Annotated in this window: 23 protein-coding genes; 19 read left to right on the plus strand and 4 right to left on the minus strand. The window is 63.5% G+C overall.

Features of this window, described 5'->3' with window-relative positions:
* Window positions 1–626 precede the first annotated feature (626 nt).
* Both Q0P60_RS09100 and Q0P60_RS09105 read left to right on the plus strand, forming a co-directional pair.
* Window positions 627–1922, plus strand: a complete 1296-nt coding sequence (locus tag Q0P60_RS09100; RefSeq protein ID WP_294991469.1) for a hypothetical protein — start codon at window positions 627–629, stop codon at window positions 1920–1922.
* Between the two features lie 59 nt (window positions 1923–1981).
* Window positions 1982–2839: a DNA adenine methylase gene (locus Q0P60_RS09105; protein WP_294991471.1), complete on the plus strand. Its 858-nt coding sequence runs from the start codon at window positions 1982–1984 to the stop codon at window positions 2837–2839.
* Between the two features lie 819 nt (window positions 2840–3658).
* Here Q0P60_RS09105 and Q0P60_RS09110 read toward each other — a convergent pair.
* On the minus strand, window positions 3659–4291 hold the full coding sequence (locus tag Q0P60_RS09110; protein WP_294991474.1) for a TetR/AcrR family transcriptional regulator: 633 nt from the start codon (window positions 4289–4291) through the stop codon (window positions 3659–3661).
* Window positions 4292–4377: 86 nt separating this feature from the next.
* Between Q0P60_RS09110 and Q0P60_RS09115 the strand changes: the two genes are divergently transcribed.
* Entirely contained in the window at window positions 4378–5409 is a 1032-nt protein-coding gene (locus Q0P60_RS09115) for an NADP-dependent oxidoreductase (protein ID WP_294991477.1), read from the plus strand.
* A gap of 110 nt (window positions 5410–5519) precedes the next feature.
* Here the strand turns inward: Q0P60_RS09115 and Q0P60_RS09120 are convergent, their stop codons facing one another.
* Window positions 5520–7568: an FG-GAP-like repeat-containing protein gene (locus Q0P60_RS09120; RefSeq protein WP_294991481.1), complete on the minus strand. Its 2049-nt coding sequence runs from the start codon at window positions 7566–7568 to the stop codon at window positions 5520–5522.
* 135 nt (window positions 7569–7703) lie between these two features.
* On the opposite strand from Q0P60_RS09120, the gene Q0P60_RS09125 reads away from it, so the two are divergent.
* Window positions 7704–8447: a carbon-nitrogen hydrolase family protein gene (locus Q0P60_RS09125; protein ID WP_294991484.1), complete on the plus strand. Its 744-nt coding sequence runs from the start codon at window positions 7704–7706 to the stop codon at window positions 8445–8447.
* Window positions 8448–8758: 311 nt separating this feature from the next.
* Here Q0P60_RS09125 and Q0P60_RS09130 read toward each other — a convergent pair whose 3' ends face one another.
* Together Q0P60_RS09130 and Q0P60_RS09135 are read right to left on the minus strand one after the other, a co-directional pair.
* A complete protein-coding gene (locus Q0P60_RS09130; protein ID WP_294991487.1) occupies window positions 8759–9061 on the minus strand; it encodes a helix-turn-helix domain-containing protein in 303 nt (100 codons plus the stop codon).
* A gap of 121 nt (window positions 9062–9182) precedes the next feature.
* Window positions 9183–9890 (minus strand): S24 family peptidase, encoded by a 708-nt coding sequence (locus tag Q0P60_RS09135; RefSeq protein ID WP_294991491.1) that lies wholly within the window; start codon window positions 9888–9890, stop codon window positions 9183–9185.
* A 153-nt stretch (window positions 9891–10043) separates the two neighbouring features.
* On the opposite strand from Q0P60_RS09135, the gene Q0P60_RS09140 reads away from it, so the two are divergent.
* The 15 genes from Q0P60_RS09140 (at window position 10044) to Q0P60_RS09210 (ending at window position 21138) form a co-directional block, all read left to right on the plus strand.
* Entirely contained in the window at window positions 10044–11123 is a 1080-nt protein-coding gene (locus tag Q0P60_RS09140) for a YdaU family protein (RefSeq protein ID WP_294991496.1), read from the plus strand.
* A 55-nt stretch (window positions 11124–11178) separates the two neighbouring features.
* Window positions 11179–11700, plus strand: a complete 522-nt coding sequence (locus Q0P60_RS09145) for a hypothetical protein (RefSeq protein ID WP_294991499.1) — start codon at window positions 11179–11181, stop codon at window positions 11698–11700.
* The gene (locus Q0P60_RS09150; RefSeq protein WP_294991502.1) at window positions 11687–12229 is read left to right on the plus strand and encodes a hypothetical protein; all 543 of its coding nucleotides are present in this window, start codon (window positions 11687–11689) and stop codon (window positions 12227–12229) included. The genes Q0P60_RS09145 and Q0P60_RS09150 overlap by 14 nt, the downstream gene beginning before the upstream one ends.
* A 68-nt stretch (window positions 12230–12297) precedes the next feature.
* Window positions 12298–13065 carry a hypothetical protein gene (locus Q0P60_RS09155; RefSeq protein ID WP_294991505.1) on the plus strand — a complete coding sequence of 256 codons (768 nt, stop codon included), beginning with the start codon at window positions 12298–12300 and terminating at the stop codon, window positions 13063–13065.
* A gap of 286 nt (window positions 13066–13351) precedes the next feature.
* Window positions 13352–13582 (plus strand): holin, encoded by a 231-nt coding sequence (locus Q0P60_RS09160; protein ID WP_294991508.1) that lies wholly within the window; start codon window positions 13352–13354, stop codon window positions 13580–13582.
* A complete protein-coding gene (locus Q0P60_RS09165; RefSeq protein WP_294991511.1) occupies window positions 13572–14111 on the plus strand; it encodes a lysozyme in 540 nt (179 codons plus the stop codon). The genes Q0P60_RS09160 and Q0P60_RS09165 overlap by 11 nt, the downstream gene beginning before the upstream one ends.
* A gap of 35 nt (window positions 14112–14146) precedes the next feature.
* Window positions 14147–14527 (plus strand): hypothetical protein, encoded by a 381-nt coding sequence (locus tag Q0P60_RS09170; RefSeq protein ID WP_294991514.1) that lies wholly within the window; start codon window positions 14147–14149, stop codon window positions 14525–14527.
* Window positions 14503–14793: a hypothetical protein gene (locus Q0P60_RS09175; RefSeq protein ID WP_294991517.1), complete on the plus strand. Its 291-nt coding sequence runs from the start codon at window positions 14503–14505 to the stop codon at window positions 14791–14793. Before Q0P60_RS09170 ends, Q0P60_RS09175 begins: the two co-directional genes overlap by 25 nt.
* Window positions 14794–14981: 188 nt before the next feature.
* Entirely contained in the window at window positions 14982–15434 is a 453-nt protein-coding gene (locus Q0P60_RS09180; RefSeq protein ID WP_294991520.1) for a phage tail protein, read from the plus strand.
* Window positions 15435–15437: 3 nt separating this feature from the next.
* Window positions 15438–15785 (plus strand): hypothetical protein, encoded by a 348-nt coding sequence (locus tag Q0P60_RS09185; RefSeq protein ID WP_294991525.1) that lies wholly within the window; start codon window positions 15438–15440, stop codon window positions 15783–15785.
* Window positions 15786–15865: 80 nt separating this feature from the next.
* Window positions 15866–16108, plus strand: coding sequence for a hypothetical protein (locus Q0P60_RS09190; protein ID WP_294991529.1), 243 nt, complete (start codon window positions 15866–15868; stop codon window positions 16106–16108).
* Between the two features lie 138 nt (window positions 16109–16246).
* The gene (locus Q0P60_RS09195; RefSeq protein WP_294991534.1) at window positions 16247–19843 is read left to right on the plus strand and encodes a phage tail tape measure protein; all 3597 of its coding nucleotides are present in this window, start codon (window positions 16247–16249) and stop codon (window positions 19841–19843) included.
* On the plus strand, window positions 19840–20214 hold the full coding sequence (locus tag Q0P60_RS09200) for a hypothetical protein (protein ID WP_294991537.1): 375 nt from the start codon (window positions 19840–19842) through the stop codon (window positions 20212–20214). The genes Q0P60_RS09195 and Q0P60_RS09200 overlap by 4 nt, the downstream gene beginning before the upstream one ends.
* A 67-nt stretch (window positions 20215–20281) precedes the next feature.
* Window positions 20282–20743: a DUF1833 family protein gene (locus tag Q0P60_RS09205; RefSeq protein ID WP_294991542.1), complete on the plus strand. Its 462-nt coding sequence runs from the start codon at window positions 20282–20284 to the stop codon at window positions 20741–20743.
* Window positions 20744–20748: 5 nt separating this feature from the next.
* Window positions 20749–21138: a peptidoglycan endopeptidase gene (locus Q0P60_RS09210; RefSeq protein ID WP_294991545.1), complete on the plus strand. Its 390-nt coding sequence runs from the start codon at window positions 20749–20751 to the stop codon at window positions 21136–21138.
* Window positions 21139–21144 lie beyond the last annotated feature (6 nt).

Consider the following 21144-nt stretch of genomic DNA (forward strand, 5'->3'; position numbering starts at 1 on the left):
GCATTGCTCAACGACTGGTACGCACTTCAATCATGCGTAAGTTATTGATATATATGAGTTGCAATCGCGCTGTAACCAGCGTACCAATGTAACCAGCAAAAACAGTGAGTCAGAATTCTCAAGCAGGAAATGGCAGGCGGCAAGGCAGCAGTGATACCGGCAAGACCGTTGGGAGACAGGAGAAGCGGCAGCGGGGGAGGAGCGACAGTGCCCGGACAGGGGCTGTAACCAAAAAAGTGTTCCACAACCCCATTTCATAGCTTTTCTGAAACACTGTAAGTAGTGGTGCTTTCTTCTTGGACGCTATTGGATGGCCTCTTGCCTCCATTCTTTGGCGCCTTCACGTCTCGCATCCATCCGACGCCTCAACTCCTCACCAATCACCCCCTTTGGTGCAGGGATTCGCAGGTGGCCGCACGACCCCTCAGTGCCCCCAATAGCCTTGCTGGGCCTGCCACTGGCCCGTGTGCAGGTAGCGCAGAAAAAGCACCCTATGAAGTGCGCAGGCGTGGCGGGGAGACGAGTGCGCGCGCCAAGGTTGGTGTAGTCTCCGCATTCAGGAGGGCGCCCGCTCGGTCTAGCCGCGTGGTGTCCAAAGGATCTGGCCGTGCAAAGGAGGCAGTCTGATGCGGGAAGTCAAGTACAAGGTGGTTAACCTAGCGGATGTCTTTCTGGACAATGACAACCCGCGCCATGACCCAATCGATGCTGAGCCGGAGATCATTGCCCGCTTGGTCTCGCACGAGCGTGTAGCCAAACTTGCGGGGAGCATCGCCAAGCACGGCACCAGTCCCCTGGAGCGTATGGCGGTAGTTGCTCACCCCAGTGCAAAGGGGAAGTACACCGTTGTAGAGGGGAATCGGCGCCTCTGCGCGCTGAAGCTGTTGCGTGATCCACGTCGCGCGCCCACCCCAACAAGCAAGCGGCAATTCGAGGCGTTTAACGCAAGTGGACAGTCGGTACCTGCGACGCTTGAAGTTGTGGTCTTTGCCGACCGCCAAGCCGCCCGCTATTGGCTATCGCTTCGCCACGAAGGCGAGTTGGATGGAGTCGGCACGCGCACTTGGAAGTCTCCGGAGAAGGCTCGCTTTAACGCGCAAGGATCGGTAGCGGTTAACCCAAATACGCAAGCATTGGCCTTGCTGGACTACGCCCAGAAGGAGGGGGTGATCACGCCCGAAGAACGCGCCGGACTGGCACTCACAACGGTCACGCGGTACCTATCCAACCCGGTGATGCGCTCAACCATGGGGCTTGTGAACAACCGCGACCTTGTAATCGACGTTGAGCAAGCTGCATTCGACAAGGTGGTGGGTCACTTCCTCAAGGATGCCCTTTCAGGCGAAGCTCACTCTCGTACAAAGAGTCCAGACCGGGAAAAGTATGCAAAGGCTCTGGTGAAGAAGGGTATTGCGCCTTCAGAGCGGGTTGAGCCGGCTGTCGCCATCGCATCCCCACCTGGAAAGAAGAAGGTCGAGCGCAATTCTCGCCACCCTGATCGCCGTCCATACATCGTCCCGTCGGACTTCAAGCTCAAGTCGAAGGACACTGTTCTTCTGAGGGTCTTTCGTGAATTGAGCTCAATAGATCCGGACGTATTCCCATTCGCTGGCGGCTATTTGTTCCGCGCGTTCGTGGAAAAAGCTGCGTACGGTTATGCCAAAGCGAATGGCATTGGCACAAATGGAAAGAAGCTCCACCAGGTGATTTCGGCAGCATGCGACAAGCTTCGTTCTGAAGGGATTACTGAGAAGCAATTGAAGCCATTTCGTGTAATGGCGACTAAGATCGACGAGCCGACATCGCCTGAGACGCTCGGGGCGTCAGTACATCTAACGCTTCTGCCCACTGCTTCAAGTCTGAAGGCCCGATGGGAGGAGCTTGCGCCTTGCATCAGACTTCTGCTCGACCGAAGCCCCTGATCATGGCCAAGTCTGTAGCGAGAGCGTATAGTTTCGCGTCCAGTAAGGCGGGCTGAACCATGCCAGTAACCGACTCTCCACTGCGCTATCCTGGCGGAAAGACGCAGCTTTCTGATTTCGTTATCGACCTCATGCGAGAGAATGATCTCTTCTATGGCGCTTACGTCGAGCCGTTCGCAGGTGGTGCAGGAATCGCTTGGAAGCTGCTCTTGGAGAACTATGTTTCGGAAGTGGTGATCAATGACATTGATGCTTCCGTTTACTCCTTTTGGGCATCCGTGCTTCGTCATACGGACGAACTGTGCGAACGTATCGAGAATACGCCGGTAACTATTGAAGAGTGGCAGCGTCAGCGGCTTGTGCAGTCGCAGTCCAGGACCCGAATTGTTGATCTCGGGTTTTCGACGTTCTTCTTGAACCGGACCAATCGCTCAGGGATCTTGAAGGCTGGTGTGATTGGCGGTGTTAGGCAAGATGGCAACTACCTTCTTGATTGCAGATTCAATAAGCCTGATCTGATCAATAAGATTCGGCGCATTGCGATGTACAAGGATCAGATCCGTCTCACAAAACTGGATGCGAAGGTCTTCCTGCAAAGCATCCATAAGTTGGTAACCAAAAGATGTTTGATAAACATCGATCCTCCCTATTACAAGCGTGGTCCTGAGCTGTACTGCAGCTTCTATAACCATGACGATCATGCGGAGCTTTCCCGCGCAGTGAAGAAGCTTCGCCGTCCATGGATGCTCACGTATGACGACGCGCCCGAGATCGCCCAGCTTTACAGCTCGCTTCGGACATATCGAAAGGAGTTGAACTACTCGGCGCAGACGAAGCGCGTGGGTGTGGAACTCCTCGTTCTTGCGAATGGCCTAGAGCTGCCTGCATGCCTGGATCAGGCAAGGAAAACCGGTTGAGCCTTCCTGTGGGTGCCTTGCAGGTGTTGGATGGGTTGTGAGGGCGCGGTAGCGGCGCTGTATGCCGACCTTGGGCGTAGGTAAAGGGTATGCCTGCGATAGAGGGCGGGGCCCCAACGTGGTGGCTCAGGGGCGCAGGCGCCACACGCCGCCACGATCATCGCCGTGCTGCTACATTGATCCCATGACCATCGTGCTTGTGTCGCTCGTCGTTCTTGGGGTTTTTGCCACTGTGGGGGCGCTTTGGCTGTGGGGGCTGAGCGCGCTGTGTGCATTAGTAGGCGTCCTGCTGGGGAACTCCGACGTGCGAACGCCTGATTGAATCCTGCCCAGTTATCAGCGCCACGTCGAAGCTGTGGACCTCTGGCGGTAACTTTGACGGTAACTAATGAGGGTGCTTACGTTAAAGTCATTGTCCGGCAGTCGATCTGGAGTGGTTTGTGACTCCTGGTGGGCCCACCATCGAATCAGCCACTTGGCATCATCTGGGCTGCCTTCATCGTCAAGCCGGCGCGGCCCGGTGACCGTTCGGTGACCATTTTTCCTACAGATATCTCTTCCTGCTGTCGTCGGTGCTGATTGCCACCAGGATTGGCCCGGAATCTGCATCAGGAAGGACGCAGGGGGCAGGCGGCAGAGCCTTGCGGCAGAGCGGAGTGCCGGGTTTCACTCCATGTGGCCTTGGCCTTACGCGCCCGAGTGGCCACGCACCCTGTCATGGATCTTCAAGTGACCTCTAAACGAGCCCCAAATGAAAAAGGGGCGCACTGCACCGCCAAGCGTCTTCGCAGGGGCGCCATGCAGCAGTGAATCGCCTGGTCAAGAGCAGTTTCGTGCCAAGAGATAAGACATCATCATCCTTTTCACTTCTGCTTTCACGACAGGCGACATCAGATCATTCCGGCGAGAGGCGGAATGGACGATGCCCTCCAACGCATCCGCGAGGATGCGAGCGGGAAGTGAATGGTCCGACCTCGCGTCGTCCAACGGGGCGGCTGCCCGGATGAGAGCTTCGTAGCGAGCGTGATATTCGCGCTCAAAATTCTCATAGAACTCTCTGGGTGCGAGGGGAACTTCATCCATAAGAACGCGATGCAGATTCTGGTTCTTCGCGTGAAGCGCGATGACCCCGTCAATCAATCGGACAACAATTTGTTCGAGCGGAATCATCTCCTCCTGGCTATCAATGTCAGGGAGCACGCGCAGGACTTCATCGAGATGCCGTTTCCGAACAGCCTCCGCAATCGCCAGGTTGTTTGGGAAGTACTGATACAGCGATCCGATGCTGACTCCGGCAGTACGTGCCACCTCGTTGGTCGTGAATTTTGCCCAGCCCCTTTGGGCCAGAACGCGAGCGCCTGCCTCGACGATACTCTCGACCGTGCTCTGCGAACGTCGCTGTTTGGGGTCTTTCCGCATTGCGCGGTGCCCAGGGGAAATGCGAGTAGGCATGTGCGACCTCTGTCAATAATATGAGCATTCGCTCACATCTTGCATTCTGCCAGAAAGGAGCGCGGCTATTTTTCGGAGCGCCCGTAATGTCTGCACGTCCATCGAAGAACCGCGAAGTCAAACTCGTCCGTCATGTGCGAGGAGAAATTCATCCCGAGGACTTCACCGTCCTGGAAACTGCGATTTCTGCGCCAGGATCGCATGAAGTCGTGGTCCGCAATCGTTGGTTCCGTGTCTCCATCTCGACACGACTGATGGCTCAGGAGGATGCAACGGCTGCTGAGGGAATTCCGTTCCCGCCTCTCAACCCCGGCGATACTCTGGCTGATGGCGCCATCGGGGAAGTGGTCCAAGCCGGACCGGCCTGCGCCATCCCTGTTGGCAGCCTTGTCATGCATCCGTTCGGTTGGCGGGAATATGCCGTCGTCCGCGAACAGGACTGCAGGCTCATCGACTGCACCGAACCTGATCCAGTTGCTTATCTTGGTCATGGCTGGACGGCGTATGCCGCGCTGACCCGGGGTGTTCAGGTGAAGGACGGTGACACCGTGTTCGTTTCCAGCGGAGCGGGCGCGATCGGCTCGATGGCGGGGCAGATCGCTCGACTCCTTGGCGCGGCACGCGTGATTGGCAGCACCAGTAGTTTCAGCAAGGCCCGCTGGATGCAGGACGAACTGGGCTACGATGCCGTCGTCACCCGCGACGGCGGGCCGATGATGGAGCAACTTGCGAAAGCCGCGCCCGAAGGCATCGATGTCATCGTAGACATGGTCGGCGGCGAACAGCTTGCGGCGGCCGTCAAGTTGGCGAGGGACGGTGCCCGTGGCGTTCTGCTCGGTGCGTTGACAGCCGAGTTGAACGCGGAAAAGGCCTCTTTGCAGGCTCCGGTTACATTGGACAGCTTTCACATCATCTTCAAGGGCATGACATTGCGCGGATTCAGCGCAGATCATTCACCCGATGCATTTGAGTCCTGGCTGCGTGATCTGAAGATCTGGCAGCGAGACGGGCGCATCAATCTGCCATCGGCGACCTTCAAGGGAATCGAAAGTGCGACCACTGCTTTGCAGGAAGCATGTGCTGGCCGTCTCAGGGGCGTGGTTCTGACCGAGCTGTAACCCGGAAGCCCTGGCATGGGCGAAGGTCATTCCTGCATGGCACCAGTTCCCGCCGCTATATCCATGGGCAAAGGCCCCGATCGCGATTCCTCGCAACCGGGGCGCCTGGTTCAGCGGATCCCGGTGTGCAAGCGCCAGCCAGGGTTGTAGCGGGTTGTGGAAGCCGGTGAGAACAGCAAGCCATCGGCTGCCTGCCCGTATCGGATTTCCACATCATCATTCGCCGACTGGATGAGTACGTCGGTGCGCCCGTCGCCATCGAAGTCGTTGGTCAGCAGGTGATGCCCAGGGCTCCAGTTGGAGACGCTCTGCGCGGAGAACCGAAGACCGTCACTGGCCTGGCCGTAGCGGATCTCCGAGTGTCCGTTCGTCGCGTAGATCAGGACGTCGTCTCTGCCGTCGCCATTGAAATCACCGGTCAACAGCGTGTGCCCGGTGGACCAGAGATCGGCCGTGCTCGGTGCAAAGCGCAAACCGCCGTTCATCTGCCCATAGCGGATCTCAGTGGCTCCGTCGGCTGCATAGATCAGTACATCGCTGTATCCATCGCCGTTGAAGTCAGCGATCTTCAGCGTATGGCCCGCCCGCCACTGATCATGCTGGCCGGGTTCCGCACGCAGTCCATCGGTGGTCTGTCCGTAGAACAGGTCAACCTCACCATTGGGCCCATACAGCAACAGGTCATCAAGGCCGTCGCCATTGAAGTCGCCCACATGTGGGCGGCTGCCCAGAGCGACCTGTCGTTGCGATTGTGGTGCGAAGCGCAACCCGCGATCACTGCCTCCGTAGCGGATTTCCAGAGCACCGCTGTCCTGCAGGATGAGTACGTCGCTGCGTCCATCACCGTTGAAATCCCCGGCCATCAATCGACTGCCCACATTCCACGCAGTGCGTGATGGAAGATGCTCGCTGAACCGGGCATCGGGCCGCCCGTACTGGAGTCGCACGCTGCCGTCGCTGCCGTGAACCAGCAGATCAGAGAACCCATCGGCGTCGAAGTCGCCACTGACCAGTTTGGCCGAGGTTGCCCATGGCGCCGAGGGGGCATCCGTCAGCGAATGGACCACCAGGCCCGCATGGGGGGCCAGTTGTCCGGTTGCTACCGAAGCGCTGCCAGAAGAGGGGTTGTACAGGATGACATCGCCGCCACCATCGCCGTTGTAATCCACCGAGCGCACCGCGGCGCAGCTGCCATTGGCGCGGCGGAGACTTCCTGCATGATCGCCACGGGCGGGGCATGTTCGCGGTGCCAACTGTTCCACCTTGACCCAGTCGACATGAAAATCTGCAGGAAGAACGGTGTTGGATGTCATCCGATTGTTGATGCCTCCAGGTGTTGTCGTCGGAGGCGCAAGATTGGTATTCAGATTCACGAGCATTGGGACGCTCGGAATATTCAGCGTTGTTCGATAGAACTCTACTCCGTCCACAAAGTATGCGATGTGGACGGGGCTCCATTCTGCAGAGAACACATGATAGTTGCTGGAATAGTCGACAGATCCCAGCTTGGTATAGGCTGAAAGCGCGGCATCCGCCACAGCGGTGGAGCAATCGGTAGGGTTCGTAAACCAGTAATGTTGCACATTGATCGTGCGGGGGTCGGACTTCTGCAGCCCGGTGGCCTCAAAGATATCGATCTCACCGCATGCAGGCCCGTATGACACCAGCCAGAATGCGGGAATGACGCCTGGCGTGTTGGTCATCTTCACGCGGGCAGAGTAGCGGCCATAGGTGAAGTACCTGGGGTAGTAGATGCCACCTGTCTGATAGAACGGGAAGGTGTCCTGGACGTCACCGCGCAAGACAGCATCACCCTGGGCCACAAATGCATTTCCAGGCTTGTAGGTGTACGACACTTTCCCAGACTTGTCGGTCACATCCCCTGCCCACGGAACCCAGTAGCTGAGGCTAGGGTCATCGAAATGATCTTCCATGACGGTGATCCACGCATTCTCTGCATTCTGCGCTTGCGCAGCTGACACGACCGAAGTCGCAACCGATGCGGCGAGTACAAGCTTCCTTAACATTGCCAATTCCCTGATGTAGGGCCGCGAGATGCGGCCGCCAGTGAGTCTGACAGTTTGGCGGCGACTTCCCACACGCTTGCCTGGCTTGAGGGGCGCCACCCGAATCGTCATCCGGTCTTTGAGACGCTGCATGAATCCTCCAGCTTCACGAGCGGAATCAGCGCGTCATCGGCTTGCGCGGTGCAGTCGCTATCGGCACTGTTGTTCATGGATATCCGCGGCTACAACCCATCAACGATTGCCTGCATCTGATTCGAGAGGACCACAATGAAGATTGCCGCCGCCCAGATCCGATCAGCGCCCGGTGATATCGAGGGCAACATCGAACGGCATGTGCGATTGATCGAGCGGGCCGCCTCTCGCGGCAGTGCCGCCGTGTTCTTCCCAGAAATGTCACTGACCGCCTATGAGCCCCGCATGGCGGAGCAGCTGGCCATGACGGAAGCGGATGCCCGGTGGGATGTGTTGCAGGCGCTCAGCGATCGTCACCGGATGCTGATTGCCGTCGGCGCGCCGTACCGTGGCGTTCAAGGGCCGGAGATCGGCATGTTCATTTTCCGAAACCGTCAGGCGCGGGCGGTTTACAGCAAGCAGATGCTTCACGCTGACGAGCGTCCCTACTTCACACCGGGAACCAGGATCCTGCCGCTGACGCTCGGGGCAGACACCCTCGTTCCAGCCATCTGCTTCGAGTCGCTTCAGAGGGAAACGGTGCTGGCGGCGAAGCAGGCCGGGGCGACGGTGTACGTTGCCAGCGTGGCGAAACACTCGCTTGGCATGCAGCGGGCTTACCCTCACTACGCGACGGTTGCGCGGGAACATGCGATGGTGGTGATCGTGTCCAATGGCGTGGGTCACGCCGATGGGTTTGAGATGTCGGGCCAGTCGGCAGCCTGGGGCCAGGACGGTGCACTGGTGTGCAGCGCTGGCAATGAAGACGAGGCCTTGGTGGTGTATGACCTGGCGACGCGAAGCGGCAGTACGTTCGCGCCCTCAGCGGTAATCGCCTGACAGGGGGAAGGACGGGACATCAGCCAGTCGCGTACGCGGCCAGTGTGCGGGCATCTGCCGTTGCCATGCTTCATATCCGACAGGCAGCCTGGCCTTGATCGCATGCTGGCGCGAACGCCCGAGCAGGGCGCGCAGCGCATGCCAGGGGCAGGGTCGGGACAGCCGGGCAGCGGCATAGCGCTGCAGGCGATCCTCGGCAGACGGTACGACCACGCTGGAAAGAATGGCATCCAGGCCACCGCCCAGGCAGCGAAGGCCGGGCGCCACCGCATCGGCTTGAGCCGGCGCTGCGTGCGCCGTGCCAGGCCACCTCATGAAGTGGCACTGCGCGAGATCGTATAACCCTGGCCGCGCGTTGCATGGATGCTGTAGTGGTGCGGCGCCAGCTTGCCGCGCAGGCGGCAGATGGCGACCTCGATGCTGTTCGATCGACGCCCATCGGAGCCATACAGCTGCTTCTCGATGCGGCTGCGGCTGAGTGGCGTGGCGCCGGCGGCGATGATCAGTTGCAGCAGCTTCGACTCGGTGGGACTCAGCGGCAGGCGTTGGCTGCCGATCAGGGCGCCGTGCGGTTCGGTGCGGATATCGCCTGGGAAGGGGGTGGACAAGGGCATCATGGGTCTCCATTTGCCGCCGTGGCGGCTACCCCTCAATGAAAGCATGCTTACTTGGTCAATGCAAGCAGGCTTGCTTAATCCGCTTTCATCGTGCCCGCCCACGCCGTGTCTGCCGGAATCAGACTTCCTGCGCGCTGCGCAGCAGCGCCAGCCCGAGGATCTTGCCGCCGACGTGCAGCTGGTCGGCCTCCTGCGGCGACACCACTTCGCTGAGGTACTTGCGGTTGGTGCTGATCACATGCAGCCCATCGCGTAGCAGCTGCAGCCGCTTCACGTAGGTCAATCCGTGCAGGTTGATCAGGTAGAGCCCGTCGCCGTCGAAATAGTCCTTGGCGACGTCCACGAACACCACGTCGCCGTTCTTGATGTCCGGGTACATGGAGTCGCCACGGACGGTGACCAGGCGGACGCGATCACCTTCTGGAACGAAGCCCAGCTGCTGCCGCACCTGCCACTCTGCGATATCCAATTCCCGCAGCACATCCGGGAAATCCTGATTCATGGCGCCAAACCCCCCTGATGCTTCGCCTTCCATAACGCGAAGGCGAACATAGCCGGGTGGCGTCTCACTGGTTGATATCCCCACACCCTGGGTGTCGTCCCAGCGCTCCGGCAGGTCACCGGCAATCAACCATTCCACGCGGAAGGGACGATAGACGCGGGCCAGCTTCACCGCGGTCTCTCCGCTGAGCGACTTGGTCTTGCCATCTTCCAGCTGATACAGCGCCGAGGCGGTGATGCCGGCACGCCGTGCCGCATCGGCCGGTTCGTTGATGCCGCATTCGGTACGGGCGCGCCTGAGGCGCGTAGCGAGAGCAGTGGTCATGTTAGCAAGCTTATTCGGCGGGAAAGAAAGCGTGCTTGCACGCTATTTGAAAGCGAGCTTACACTGTGGCGGCGATGAAGAGGTCATTTACGACAAAGAAAGACGCCACCGGCGCCTTGCCGGGCCTGGCCCGGGAGCGGGCAGAAGCGGCCGATGGGTGCACATGGGGTATGGCCTGCGCTTGATTGCCAACGTCCTTCCCAGGGTCACCCGGTATCCCCCACGTGCGTCGAGCGATCCGCAGCCATGAACTACTTCGAGCTCTACCCCGGCGACTATCTGCGTGACACCAGCCGGCTGTCATTGGCCGACCATGGCGCCTACCTGCGCCTGATGCTGGCCTACTACGCCGAGGAATCGCCGCTGCCGGAAGCGCTGACCGAGTTGTACGTCATCGCAGGTGCAGTCACCACGGCCGACCGCAGTGCAGTGCGCAAGGTGGCCGAGCGCTACTTTCCGGTTGCCGATGATGGGCTGCGGCACAACCCGCGTGTCGATGCCGAGATCGGCAAGGCGCAGGGGCGCATGGCGGGCGGCGGCGAGCGTCGTGGGGTGAGGAAGAACAACGAGGCGGAGCGCCAGGCCCGTACCCGCGCGCGGCGCACGCTGTTGTTCGATGACCTGCGCAAGGCCGGTATCACCCCCAACGGCATGGCCAGCATGGCTGAGCTGAAGGCCCTGCATGTCACCCACGTCACCGGCGCGGAGGAGGTGACACAGCACGCGCTGTCACGCGTGACGGACGCTGATCCGTCACGTGCATCTGCCGCTGTGAACACGGCTATCCATGTACCAGATCCCAGTGTTGCTCCAGCAGCATCACGGCATGCCCTGCGGCATCCCGAGGCCGTGACGGAAGCCGTGCGGGCCTGCGAACTGATGCGCCGAGCCGGATGCACCGGCATCGGTCCGGGTCACGCCGGGCTGCGTGCCGCCCTTGCCGAAGGCGTGACCGCTGAAACGCTGCGTGACATCGCCATTGAGGCGGTCTCGCGATCGCCCCCCATCCGCAACCCGTTCGCCTGGGCCATCCAGGCCGCACGCCATCGCCATGCCGGGCGCGCAAGCAGCCCGCACATCAACACCACCGGAGGCCACCATGCACCGTCTCGCCCAGGTTCTGCCGACTACGTCGCCGAACAACGAAAGCACTACCAACAGCGCATCGCCGGTGGCGACGCGGGCGCACGACGCCTTGACGTCATCGAGGCGGAGTACCTTCCCAGCAACTGAACCGGACCCACGTACCGTTACCTACCTGTGGGAAATCTGGCAGCAGATGGCCGGCATGTTCCCCGGCAAGTGGGTGCGTGAGAACGGTGCTGCACCGCTCGCCCATGACGGTCAGCTCTCCGCCGCAGGGGAGATCTGGCGTCAGGTGCTGACCGGCATCCATCCAAAGCAGATCGCCGCCGGCCTGGCGGCATGCCTGCGCTCGGCGCTGGAATGGCCGCCCAATCCGGGACGCTTCCGCGCACTGTGCCTGGGCATTCCCGGCCTGGCCGAAGTCGAGGCCGAGCTCCGCCCCTACCGCCTTCAAAGCGCGTTCGCGCTGCTGGTCGGTTCGCTGCTCGACCGGCATGCCTACAACAGCGCGACGGGCGCCTACGCGCAGCGGCAGTTGCTGATGGACGCCTACGATCGTGCGGTGAAGCACGTGATGGAGGGCGGCGCACTGCCGGAGCTGCGCGACCCACTGCCGCCGCCGCGACGCGCACCGCTGCAGGTGCGGGATCGTGGTGCGGCGCGCGCGGCGATGGCGCGCGCCGCCGCCGATCTCGGATTCGGAGGCGACCATGACGCCCGCTGACATTCGGAGTTACCAGCGGCAGCTGGTGCTGTTCTGCCTCGGCATCCACGGTGAGTGCACTGCCGGCGAAGTACTGGAGCTGGCCGGGAACGCGGCACTGGAGGCCAGCGCGCCGCGCGAAGCGATGTTGATGACGGCCGCCGCCACCGCCGGCCTGCTGCGCGAAATGGACGGCGAAGGCCTGGTGTGCCGGGGCGAGAACCGGGCCAGCGGCCGCGACGGACGCGCCGTGGCGACCTGGAACGTGACCGACGCGGGTCGCATCAGCGCCGCACCGGTACCGCCTGCCAACGCTCCGGCGCCGTCCTTGCCAGCGGCCCCGGCGACCGCGCTCGCTGCACCGCCGGCGATGCCGGGCGGCGTGCCGCTGCCGGACCTGCTTGCACTGCTTGGCGCTGAACTCGACTGCCTGCTCGACCAGCTGGAACGCGACCATCAGGCCGCGCAGCAACGCGCCCGCAGCGAATTCGAGGGCTTCCGCCAGCGCGCCGTGCGGATGTGGAACCTGTCCGGGAGCGCATCGCGATGACGCCGGCACATGCACTGGCGTCGCCGACGCCGACAGAACTGAACACCGACCAGGAGGGTCCTGCATCCATGCATACATCCATCATCATCGAACCGTCCAACTGCGCCCATTGCGGCAGTGGCAATGTCCGCACGCGGCTGCGGCCCGGCCGCGCCGCCAGCAGCAGCGCGCAGGTCGTCTGCCAGGGCTGTGGCGCGCGCGGCGGACTGTTCACCGGCCCCAACGCGGTACAGCAGGCCATGCTGGAATGGCAGCGGCATCCGCCAGCAGCGCCCGATCGCGTACAGCCCGCGGCTGCCCCTGGCGGAGCCGTGAACGCTGCGGCAACGCACGGTGGCCGCGGCGCCGATCGTGATCCATTGGAGCTGCTGGCACGGATGCTGGTGGGCGGGAACTATCGCGTTCCCGATGCGGGGCGCAGCAACGCGCCGACACTCACCCCCGCCGACGTGGCCGGCGCGGTGGGTCTGATGCGCAATCCCGTGGCCCGGCAGGCCGCGATGGCGGTGGCAATGCGGGGAGAAGGAGACACCCTGCTGCAGTTGGGACGCAGTGCGGTGCGCCGGCTGCTCCGGGCGTGCCGGCAGGTAGGGCCAGGGCAGCCGCTGCGCATGGACGAACCGGCCGATCGCTGGCGCATGCGCCTGGTGCTGCAGGACGCGGTCAACGATCTGGTGTGGCCGGAGCACAAGCGCTCGGCGCAGGTTGCTGCGAAGGCGGCGAAGATGAGAAAGGGAGATTACCTGCAGGTCCACCGCCTCGCGACCGCGGTGCTGAACCAGGCCGTGGAAGAGGGCCGGGAAGAGTTCCGCATCCGCCTGTTCGCACGCCAGTGAGCGCCGTCGGCACGAACATTACCGCGCTCGCTGCCAGGATTACCGCAGCGATGCGGATGCGGTAAGCAACATTACCGCAGTTGCATCGGGAACCACCGCTCATGCATTCTTTCTACCGTGGGCAAGGTTGCAAGCGACCTGAGGCCCGAACCACCGCGCTGTGCCGGAATCCGGCGCACGCCACCGGGTGATCCCGGAGCAATCATCAGTCAGGCCCCGCCAGCAATGGCGGGGCCTTTTTCGTGGGCGTTCATGCAGCGTCCGCATCTTCCCAGCAGAGGGACCCGTGAACGCACACAGCGACGCCACGCTTGCAGCAGCAGGAAAGACCGCGACCGTGGTGGGCGGAGGCACCGCCTTCATCGGCGGACTCTCGGCCAACGACATCGCTGCGATTGCAGGCGTGGCCGGCGTGGTCGTGGGCCTGCTGATGCAGTGGTACTTCAGCCGCCGCAAGGATCAGCGCGAGATGGACGAGCACCGCGCGCGCATGAAGGAGTTCAGCGATGGCCACTAGTACAGGCATCCGCCCGCTGCGCGTGGCCGTGGCGGGGCTGACCCTGAGCGCGGTGGCATTCGCGGGCTGGATCAGCCACGAAGGCTTCTCGGCGCAGCCGGTGATCCCGACCGTGGGCGACGTGCCGACCATCGGCCACGGCTCCACCCGCTATGAGGATGGAACGCCGGTGCGGATGGGCGATGCACCGATCACGCGCCAGCGCGCAGCAGAACTGGCCCGCAACCTGCATCGCGAAGAGGAGAAGCGCTTCGCGGCGTCGCTGCCCGGCGTGAGGCTGACCCAGGGTGAGTACGATCTGTACCTCGATTTCACTGGCCAGTACGGCATCGGCACCTGGCAGCGATCGACGATGCGGCGCGAACTGCTGGCGGGCCGGTATCGCCCGGCCTGCGATGCGCTGCTGCTGTATCGCAGGGCGGCGGGCTACGACTGTGCCACGCGTATCAACGGCGCACCCAACACGCGATGCTGGGGCGTCTGGCAGCGGCAGCTGGGCCGGCACGCGCAGTGCCTCGCCGAGCAATGACCATGGGCTACCCACAGATGGTCAGGATGTTGATGGTGGCCGCGCTGTTTGCCGGCGTGTTCGTGGCCGGGTGCCAGCAGGGCGTGCAGCAGCAGGCCGCGCGCAGCCTGGCGCAGGTTGCCAGGATCGAAAAGGCGCGCGCCGAGGCCGAGGCTACGGCCGCGGAGAACCTGCGGGCCGCAAACGCCTGCACAGGGGTGCTGGCCGAGGTCGACGCACGGACCCGCGATGCCATTGACGAGGCCGCGCGGCAGAAGACGCTGGCACAGGAACAGGCCCGCCGGGTGCAGGCCGCTGCATCGGCGGATCGAAAGCGCGCAGCGGCAGCGACCGCCACGCTGCAGCAGGCACGACAGCAGGCCGCATGCCGGCAGCAACTGGAGCAGGCGCTATGCGATGCCATTCCCTTGTTGTGATCGCGGCGGCCCTGCTGTGTGCGTGGGGCGTGGGCGGTTGCACCCGCCTGTCGCGGCCCGCAGCGCCGATCCTGGTGCGCGTGCCGGTTGAAAAGCCGATGGACCTGCCTGCGGCACTGACGCAGGACTGCCCCATTGCCCGGCCTGCGGACCGCAGCGTGCAGCAGGTGGTGGCGGCATACAACGCCAACATCGTCAGCCTTGAGCACTGCAACCGGCAGCTGCAGTCCCTTCGCGCCCTGCAGGCCGAGACGATCGAACGCTGAGCAGACGCCGGCGTCGAACCACCGCATCACGTCCGTTCCCCGGGCGTGGATGCGGCTATCCCGAATGACCAAGGGCTGGACCGGGATTCCCCCACCAGCTCCGTCGTACGACCCGGGCCAGCACTGGCCCGGGTCGGAGTACCCGTTGCCGCACCGTGCGGCATTTTTTTTCATCAAAGGAGCCCAACATGGCCAATAACGAAGCAATCTCGGCACAGAACTCTGCGCTTTACGTCAAGATCGGCACCGCGCCGACCACCCCGAACGATCCGGCCGGCTACACCGAAGTGGATGGCCTGACCGGCTTCCCGTTCGGCCCGGGCCAGTCCAACACCCTGGATGCGACCAACCTGAAGTCCAGGCAGGTCGAGAACATCGCCGGCCTGGCCGGTGGTCAGACCGTGCAGGTTGCAGGCCACCGCTGGCCGGTGGGCAAGTCGGCCGGCCAGGAGATCCTGCGCGATGCCAAGTCGGACGAGGACCTGCACTTCCTGATGGTCCTGCCGACCGGTGATGCGGCGACGTTCGTCGGCAAGGTGGCAGGTTTCAACGTCACCCCCGGCACCAACGCGGTGCTGACCTTCACCGCCGACCTGCTGCCGCGCGACTTCGCGCTCGTCACCCTGCCGACCGGTCCGTAAGCCATGACCCTGCTCAACAAGAACCAGATCCTGTCGGCGGTTGACCGCAAGGCGGAAGATCTCGAAGTGAAGGAATGGGGCGGCGTTGTCCGCATCTCGACCATGTCTGCCAGCGACCGCGACAAGTGGGAGCAGGACACCTATGGCGGCGAGAAGACCCGGACCGAGGACTTCCGTGCCCGTTTCGTCGCACTGTGCCTGGTCGACGAGCAGGGCGAGCGGCTGTTCACCGACAAGGATGTGGCCCAGCTGGGTGCAAAGTCGGCGGCGGCCCTGGACCGCGTGTTCCGCGCAGCGCAGAAGCTCAACGCGCTGGGCGACGCCGCGGTCGAGGATGCGGAAAAAAACTGACGTGCCGGCCTGAGCGCCGGCTGCAGTTCCGGATCGCGTGGCGACTTGGCTACGCGCATCCGGACCAGATGCTGGCGGGAATGAGTTCCCGCCAGCTGACGGAGATGTACGCGTTCGCCCGGCTGGAACCCTTGGACCAGCCGCTGCAGGAAATGCTCGCGCAGCTCACCGATGTGCTGGCCCGCGTGCATGGCAACAAGACGACGCTGCAGGATTTCCTCATCGTCAAACCGGCGATTGCCCACGTCGACGATACCCAGGCCAGGTCGCAGCAGATCAGCGAACTGTTCCTGCGCGCGTCGGCAAGGAACGCCAAGGACTGAACCACGCCGATCGCCCTTCATGGGCGGGAGTATCGCCCGCCGTTGCGGCGGGCGATGCGACGGGACGCGTGGCAGGTCCATTCAAGCAACCGACACGGCCACCGGTAACGGTGGCCTCATCATTTTCTGGAGAACTCCGTGAGCTCAACCGTCACCCAGATTGACGTGACGCTGCGGGCGAACACGGCCGCATTCCGCGCCGAGATGGCGCTGTCCGGTCGTGTCAGCTCCCAGCAGCTGGCGCTGATCCGCAAGGAAGCGTCACAAACCGCAGCATCGATTTCCAACTTCAACAAGACGGCGGTGGGATTCCCGGGGTTCGACTCAGTCAAGACCGGTGTCACCTCGCTGATCGAAGCACAGCGCTCGATCCAGCAGATCCACCAGGGCCTGCGCGGCGCAACCGGCTCCGCGCAGGCGGCCGACAAGGCCTACGGTTTCATCGCGCAGACCTCGAAGAGCCTGGGCCTCAACCTGGAAGAGGCCAGCCGCAACTTCACCCGCCTGTCCGCCGCGGCTACCGCCAACGGTGTCGCAATGGAGGATCAGCAGGCGCTGTTCCTGCAGTTGTCGCGCTCGGCCACGGCGATGAACCTCAGCAGTGACCAGGTCGGGCGCGCGACCGACGCGCTGGGTGCATCATTCAGCAGCGGCACGTTCCAGGCGGACGCGCTGCGCAAGCAGCTGGGCGAGGTGATTCCGGGCGTCATGCCGCGCTTCATGCAGGCGGTGGCACAGATGAACGAAGGAACGGCGCTGGCCGGAAAATCCTTCGACACGATGCTTCGCGATGGCGATCTCGGCACCCGCCAGTACCTGCCCGCAATGATCCAGGCGCTGACCGCGACCGGGGCCGGCGCCGAAGATGCCGCCGCGACGCTGGACGCAGAGCTCAATCGCCTGTCCACGGCGTGGTTCAACTTCAAGGTCAAGGTCAGCGACGGGCTGTTCAGTGACGCCGCGATCGCCTCTGCACGGTTCATGGCCGACAACCTGGAAGGCGTGGCCGGCGCGGCACAGCTGGCCGTAGGAGCACTCGCCGGCCGCATACTCGGTGTGGGTGCCGGCAAAGCCTATGGTGCTGTCTCGGCGCCGATCTCCGAGCGGTCTACCGCCGCCAGCCAGGCCGCGGAGATGGCCGGGCTGGCGCGGGAACGCGCACGGGAAGCCGCCGAACAGGTCAACCAGGCGCGCGAGTCGATCCGCCTGACCACCACCTGGAAAGCGCAGGCGGCTGCCGCGCAGGATACCGCCCGCGGGCAACTGCAGGTGGCTGCATCCGCGCAGGAGGCTGCGCAGCGCACGCTGGAGCACCAGCAGGGTGCAGCCACCCTGTCGTCGAACCTGCGTGCCCAGCAGGAAGCGCAGGTCGCGGCCGCGATCGCGCAGCGCAACCTGGCCCGCGCGCAGGCCGAGTACAACGCGGCGACCGCATCCGGCGTACGTGCCGACGCCGCGGCCACGGCCGCCAAGGGGCGGCTGATCCTCGCGCAGGAAGCCGCCGCAGTCGCCACCCACAACCTCGGTCTTGCTCGTGGCCGGGAGTCGGCTGCATCGTCGGCTGCGTCCGTGGGTGGCATGGCCATGGATGGCTTGCGCGGCGCAGGCAGTGGGCTGCTCGCGCTGGCCGGCGGTCCCTGGGGGGCTGCGGCGATGGCGATCGGCGCGCTGGGGGTTGCGTATGCGGACGCGCAGCGCAAGGCCGAACAGGCGCGCAAGGAGTTCGATGCGCAGGTGCGCTCGATGGCGACGCTGCGGGTGGAGATCCAGGACACCACCGATCAGCTGGGCCGCATGGATGGCTCCAAGTCCCTGGGAACGGCGGCGCAGGACTGGAACCGGTTCGGTGTCGATGTGCGCGCGGCGGATGCCAAGATTTCCCAGCTGAAGTCGGAAATCGCCGGCTATGAAAGCAAGGTGGCCAGCGCGCGGTCGAAGGCGGAGATCGGAGCCGGTGGTGGCCCCGACCTGGTCCACTACGGCAACCTGCTGCAGGATGCCAAGGACAGGTTGAAGAACTTCGCCGACGAGGCCGCGCCAGCGCGTGAGGCCTTCGTCAAGCTTGAAGCACAACTCCGCACCTCGATGGATCCGGAGTTGTTCGAGAAGATGCGTGCTGCATCGATCAAGGCCAACGACGTCGATTTCAGCAAGCTGCTGGCAGGCCTGTCCGATGTGGAACGCCGTGGCCTCTCCGCGACCATCGCGATTGCTGCGATCAGCTCCGCAGGTCAGGATGAGGTGTGGAAGCGGCAGGTTGCCCGGCTCCGGCGCGAGAAGGGAGACTATCAGGCCTGGCTCGCCGAGCAGGCCAAGGGCTACAAGGCCGCCACCGGCGCGTCCAGCTACGAGGAAGCATTCGCGCGGCTCAAGCCTGAAGAGCTGGCTGACTTCCAGGCGCGTGCCAAGTTCATCCGCGAGGACATCGCGGCGGAGAAGGCCTGGAACGCGCAGCGCCAGGCCAGCGCAAGGCAGGCACCCGCAGCATCCGGTGGTGCAGGCAAGCCGGCGGACGCGTATGCGACCCTCCTTGATCGGATCAAGCGCCAGATCGATCTCGACAAGCAGCAGATGCTGGTCAGCGATGACATGACCGCCGTGCAGAAGCTGCAGGTGAATACGCTGGAAGAGTTGCGCCAGGCCAAGAGCAAGCTCTCCGACGAAGAACAGCGCAGCATCCTGCTGATGCTGGACAGTGCGGTGGCCGGCGGCCGCCAGCTGGCGGCGATGGAGGCGCAGCGCAAGGGCGCCAAGGATCTGCAGCAGCTGCAGATGCAATTGGACGAGTCATCGAAGGCACGCGACGCCAGCAACAGCGCCGACCTGTTCGCGCTGGGTCATACCGCCGGGGAAGTGGACAAGCGGCAGCGCCGCCAACGCATCGAGGATGACTTCAGCAGCCAGACCAAGGCGCTGAACGAACGCAATGTGTTCGGGCAGTCCGACATGGCCAGCTACTGGCTGCAGTTCGGCGAACTTGAGAAGAAGCGCGATGCTGATCTCGCCGCCGAGAAGGCCTACCAGGCCAGTCGCAGTGAGGCGCTGGGCAGTTGGGCGACGGGTGCAGGCAAGGCGTTCCGCGAGTACGCCGAGCAGGCGGCCAATGTCGCCGAACTCAGCAACCAGGCCTTCACGAAGGCGTTCCAGGGCATGGAAGACGCCCTGGTCAGCTTCGTCACCACCGGCAAGATGGATTTCGGCAAGCTGGCCGAATCTATCATTGCCGACCTCACGCGGATTGCCGCCAAGCAGGCCATCAGCGGAATGATGGGGGCGATGGGCGCCAACGGTGAGAACACCGGAACCCTGTTCACGCTGCTCAGGGGGTTCATGAAGTTCGACAAGGGCGGCTATACCGGGCCCGGTGGCCGCTTCGAGCCTGCGGGCATCGTGCACAAGGGCGAAGGTGTCCTCAACCAGGATGACATGCGTGCGCTCGGCGGGCCGTCGGCCTTCCATGCGCTGCGCCGCTCCCTGCACAGCAGCGGCGGCGGCAGCGCCACGGTCGGGCAGGTCGCCTCGCCGTTGTCGCTGGGCGGTACGTCCACGGGCATCGCGGTCGAGATCAACAACTACGGTAGCGGCCAGGTCAAGGCGCGCGAGGAGACACAGGACATGGGTGATGGAAACACGCTCCGCAAGCTGGTCATCGACATCGTCGGTGAGAGCCTTGACGGTGGGCAGCTGGGCAACGTCGGTCGTCGCCGCTACGGCTGGAGCGAGGTGGTCGGATGAGCAGCTGGCCAACCTACGCGGAAGTACGCTTCGCTGACTACGCCGAAGAATTCGATCCTGCAGTGGAGCGTACCGAGATGGAGCGCGGTGTGCCCAAGCAGCGGCTGCTCAACACCGACGTGCTGCAGACCATCATCGCTTCGGTGCAGTTCCGTTCGGCGCAGGCCGTGGCCGACTTCGAGGCCTGGTACTTCAACGAGATCCGCCGCATCGGCTGGTTCTCGATGGAGCATCCGCGCACGGGTGAGCTGATCCGTGCGCGCTTCCAGGGCGGAAGCATCGGGCGCCTGCAGCCGTTGAACACGCAGTTCCGCTTCGCCAAGCGCGATCTGGTGATCGAGTACGTGCGGAGCCCGGACTCGGCCGCCTGAGTGCCGCTGCGTCCTCCTTCTCAACGACATGCCCCGCCACGCGCGGGGCGCTTTGCATGGGCAGATCATGACCACCTTTACTGAACGCCGGCAGCGCGTTACCGACCACGACGGCATCCTGCTGTTCCTGGAGGTTTCGGCGCCATCCTTTTCCGAGACGTTGCGGATCGTCAACGACACCCGCAACTGGACCAGCAACGGCATCAACTACATCGGCGTACCGTTCGGCTTCAAGCTGCCGGATGACGTCAGTGGGCAGACCGCACGCGCGGTGCTGACCCTGGACAACGTCGGCCGCGGCATCACCGAAGACCTGGAGAAGCTCCAGCCCGACGATGTGGTGATGGCGGTGCTGAAGGTTGCCGACCGCGCCGACCCCGATGCCATCGAGCGGACCTACCAGCTTCCGATGACCCAGGTGTCGGTGAATCCGCGCACGGCAACCGCGCAGTGCGGCTACGACGCCATCATGCGGCAGCAGGCGGTGCGGCTGCGCTACAACCCGTTCATCTCCCCGGGCCTGTTCTGATGGACATGCGCGGGAAGGTGGAACGGTTCGTGGGCATCGCCTATGACGAGGTGCGCATGGATTGCGCCGACCTGGTGGTGCTGGTGCAGCGCGAGCTGTTCGGGCGCAGCCTGCAGATGCCCGGGCGGCGCCCGCGCGGCGTGGAGGGGCAGGCGGCGCTGGGCAGCCTGTCCATGCCGTTGTGCAGCCGCACCGACTGCCCGCGCGACGGCGACCTGGTGCTGATGACGGAAGCACCGCACAAACGCCCCGGCCATGCCGGGGTTTTCTTTTTCCTGGCCCACGAGGGCTGGGTTCTTCACAGCAATGAGCGGAACGGTTGCAGCGTGCTGCACCGGGTCCGTGACCTGCCCGGGTTCGGGCTGAGAATCGAGGGGTACTACACATGGGCCTGATGGAAC

The sequence above is a fragment of the uncultured Stenotrophomonas sp. genome, assembly GCF_945952405.1.
Taxonomy (GTDB): domain Bacteria; phylum Pseudomonadota; class Gammaproteobacteria; order Xanthomonadales; family Xanthomonadaceae; genus Stenotrophomonas.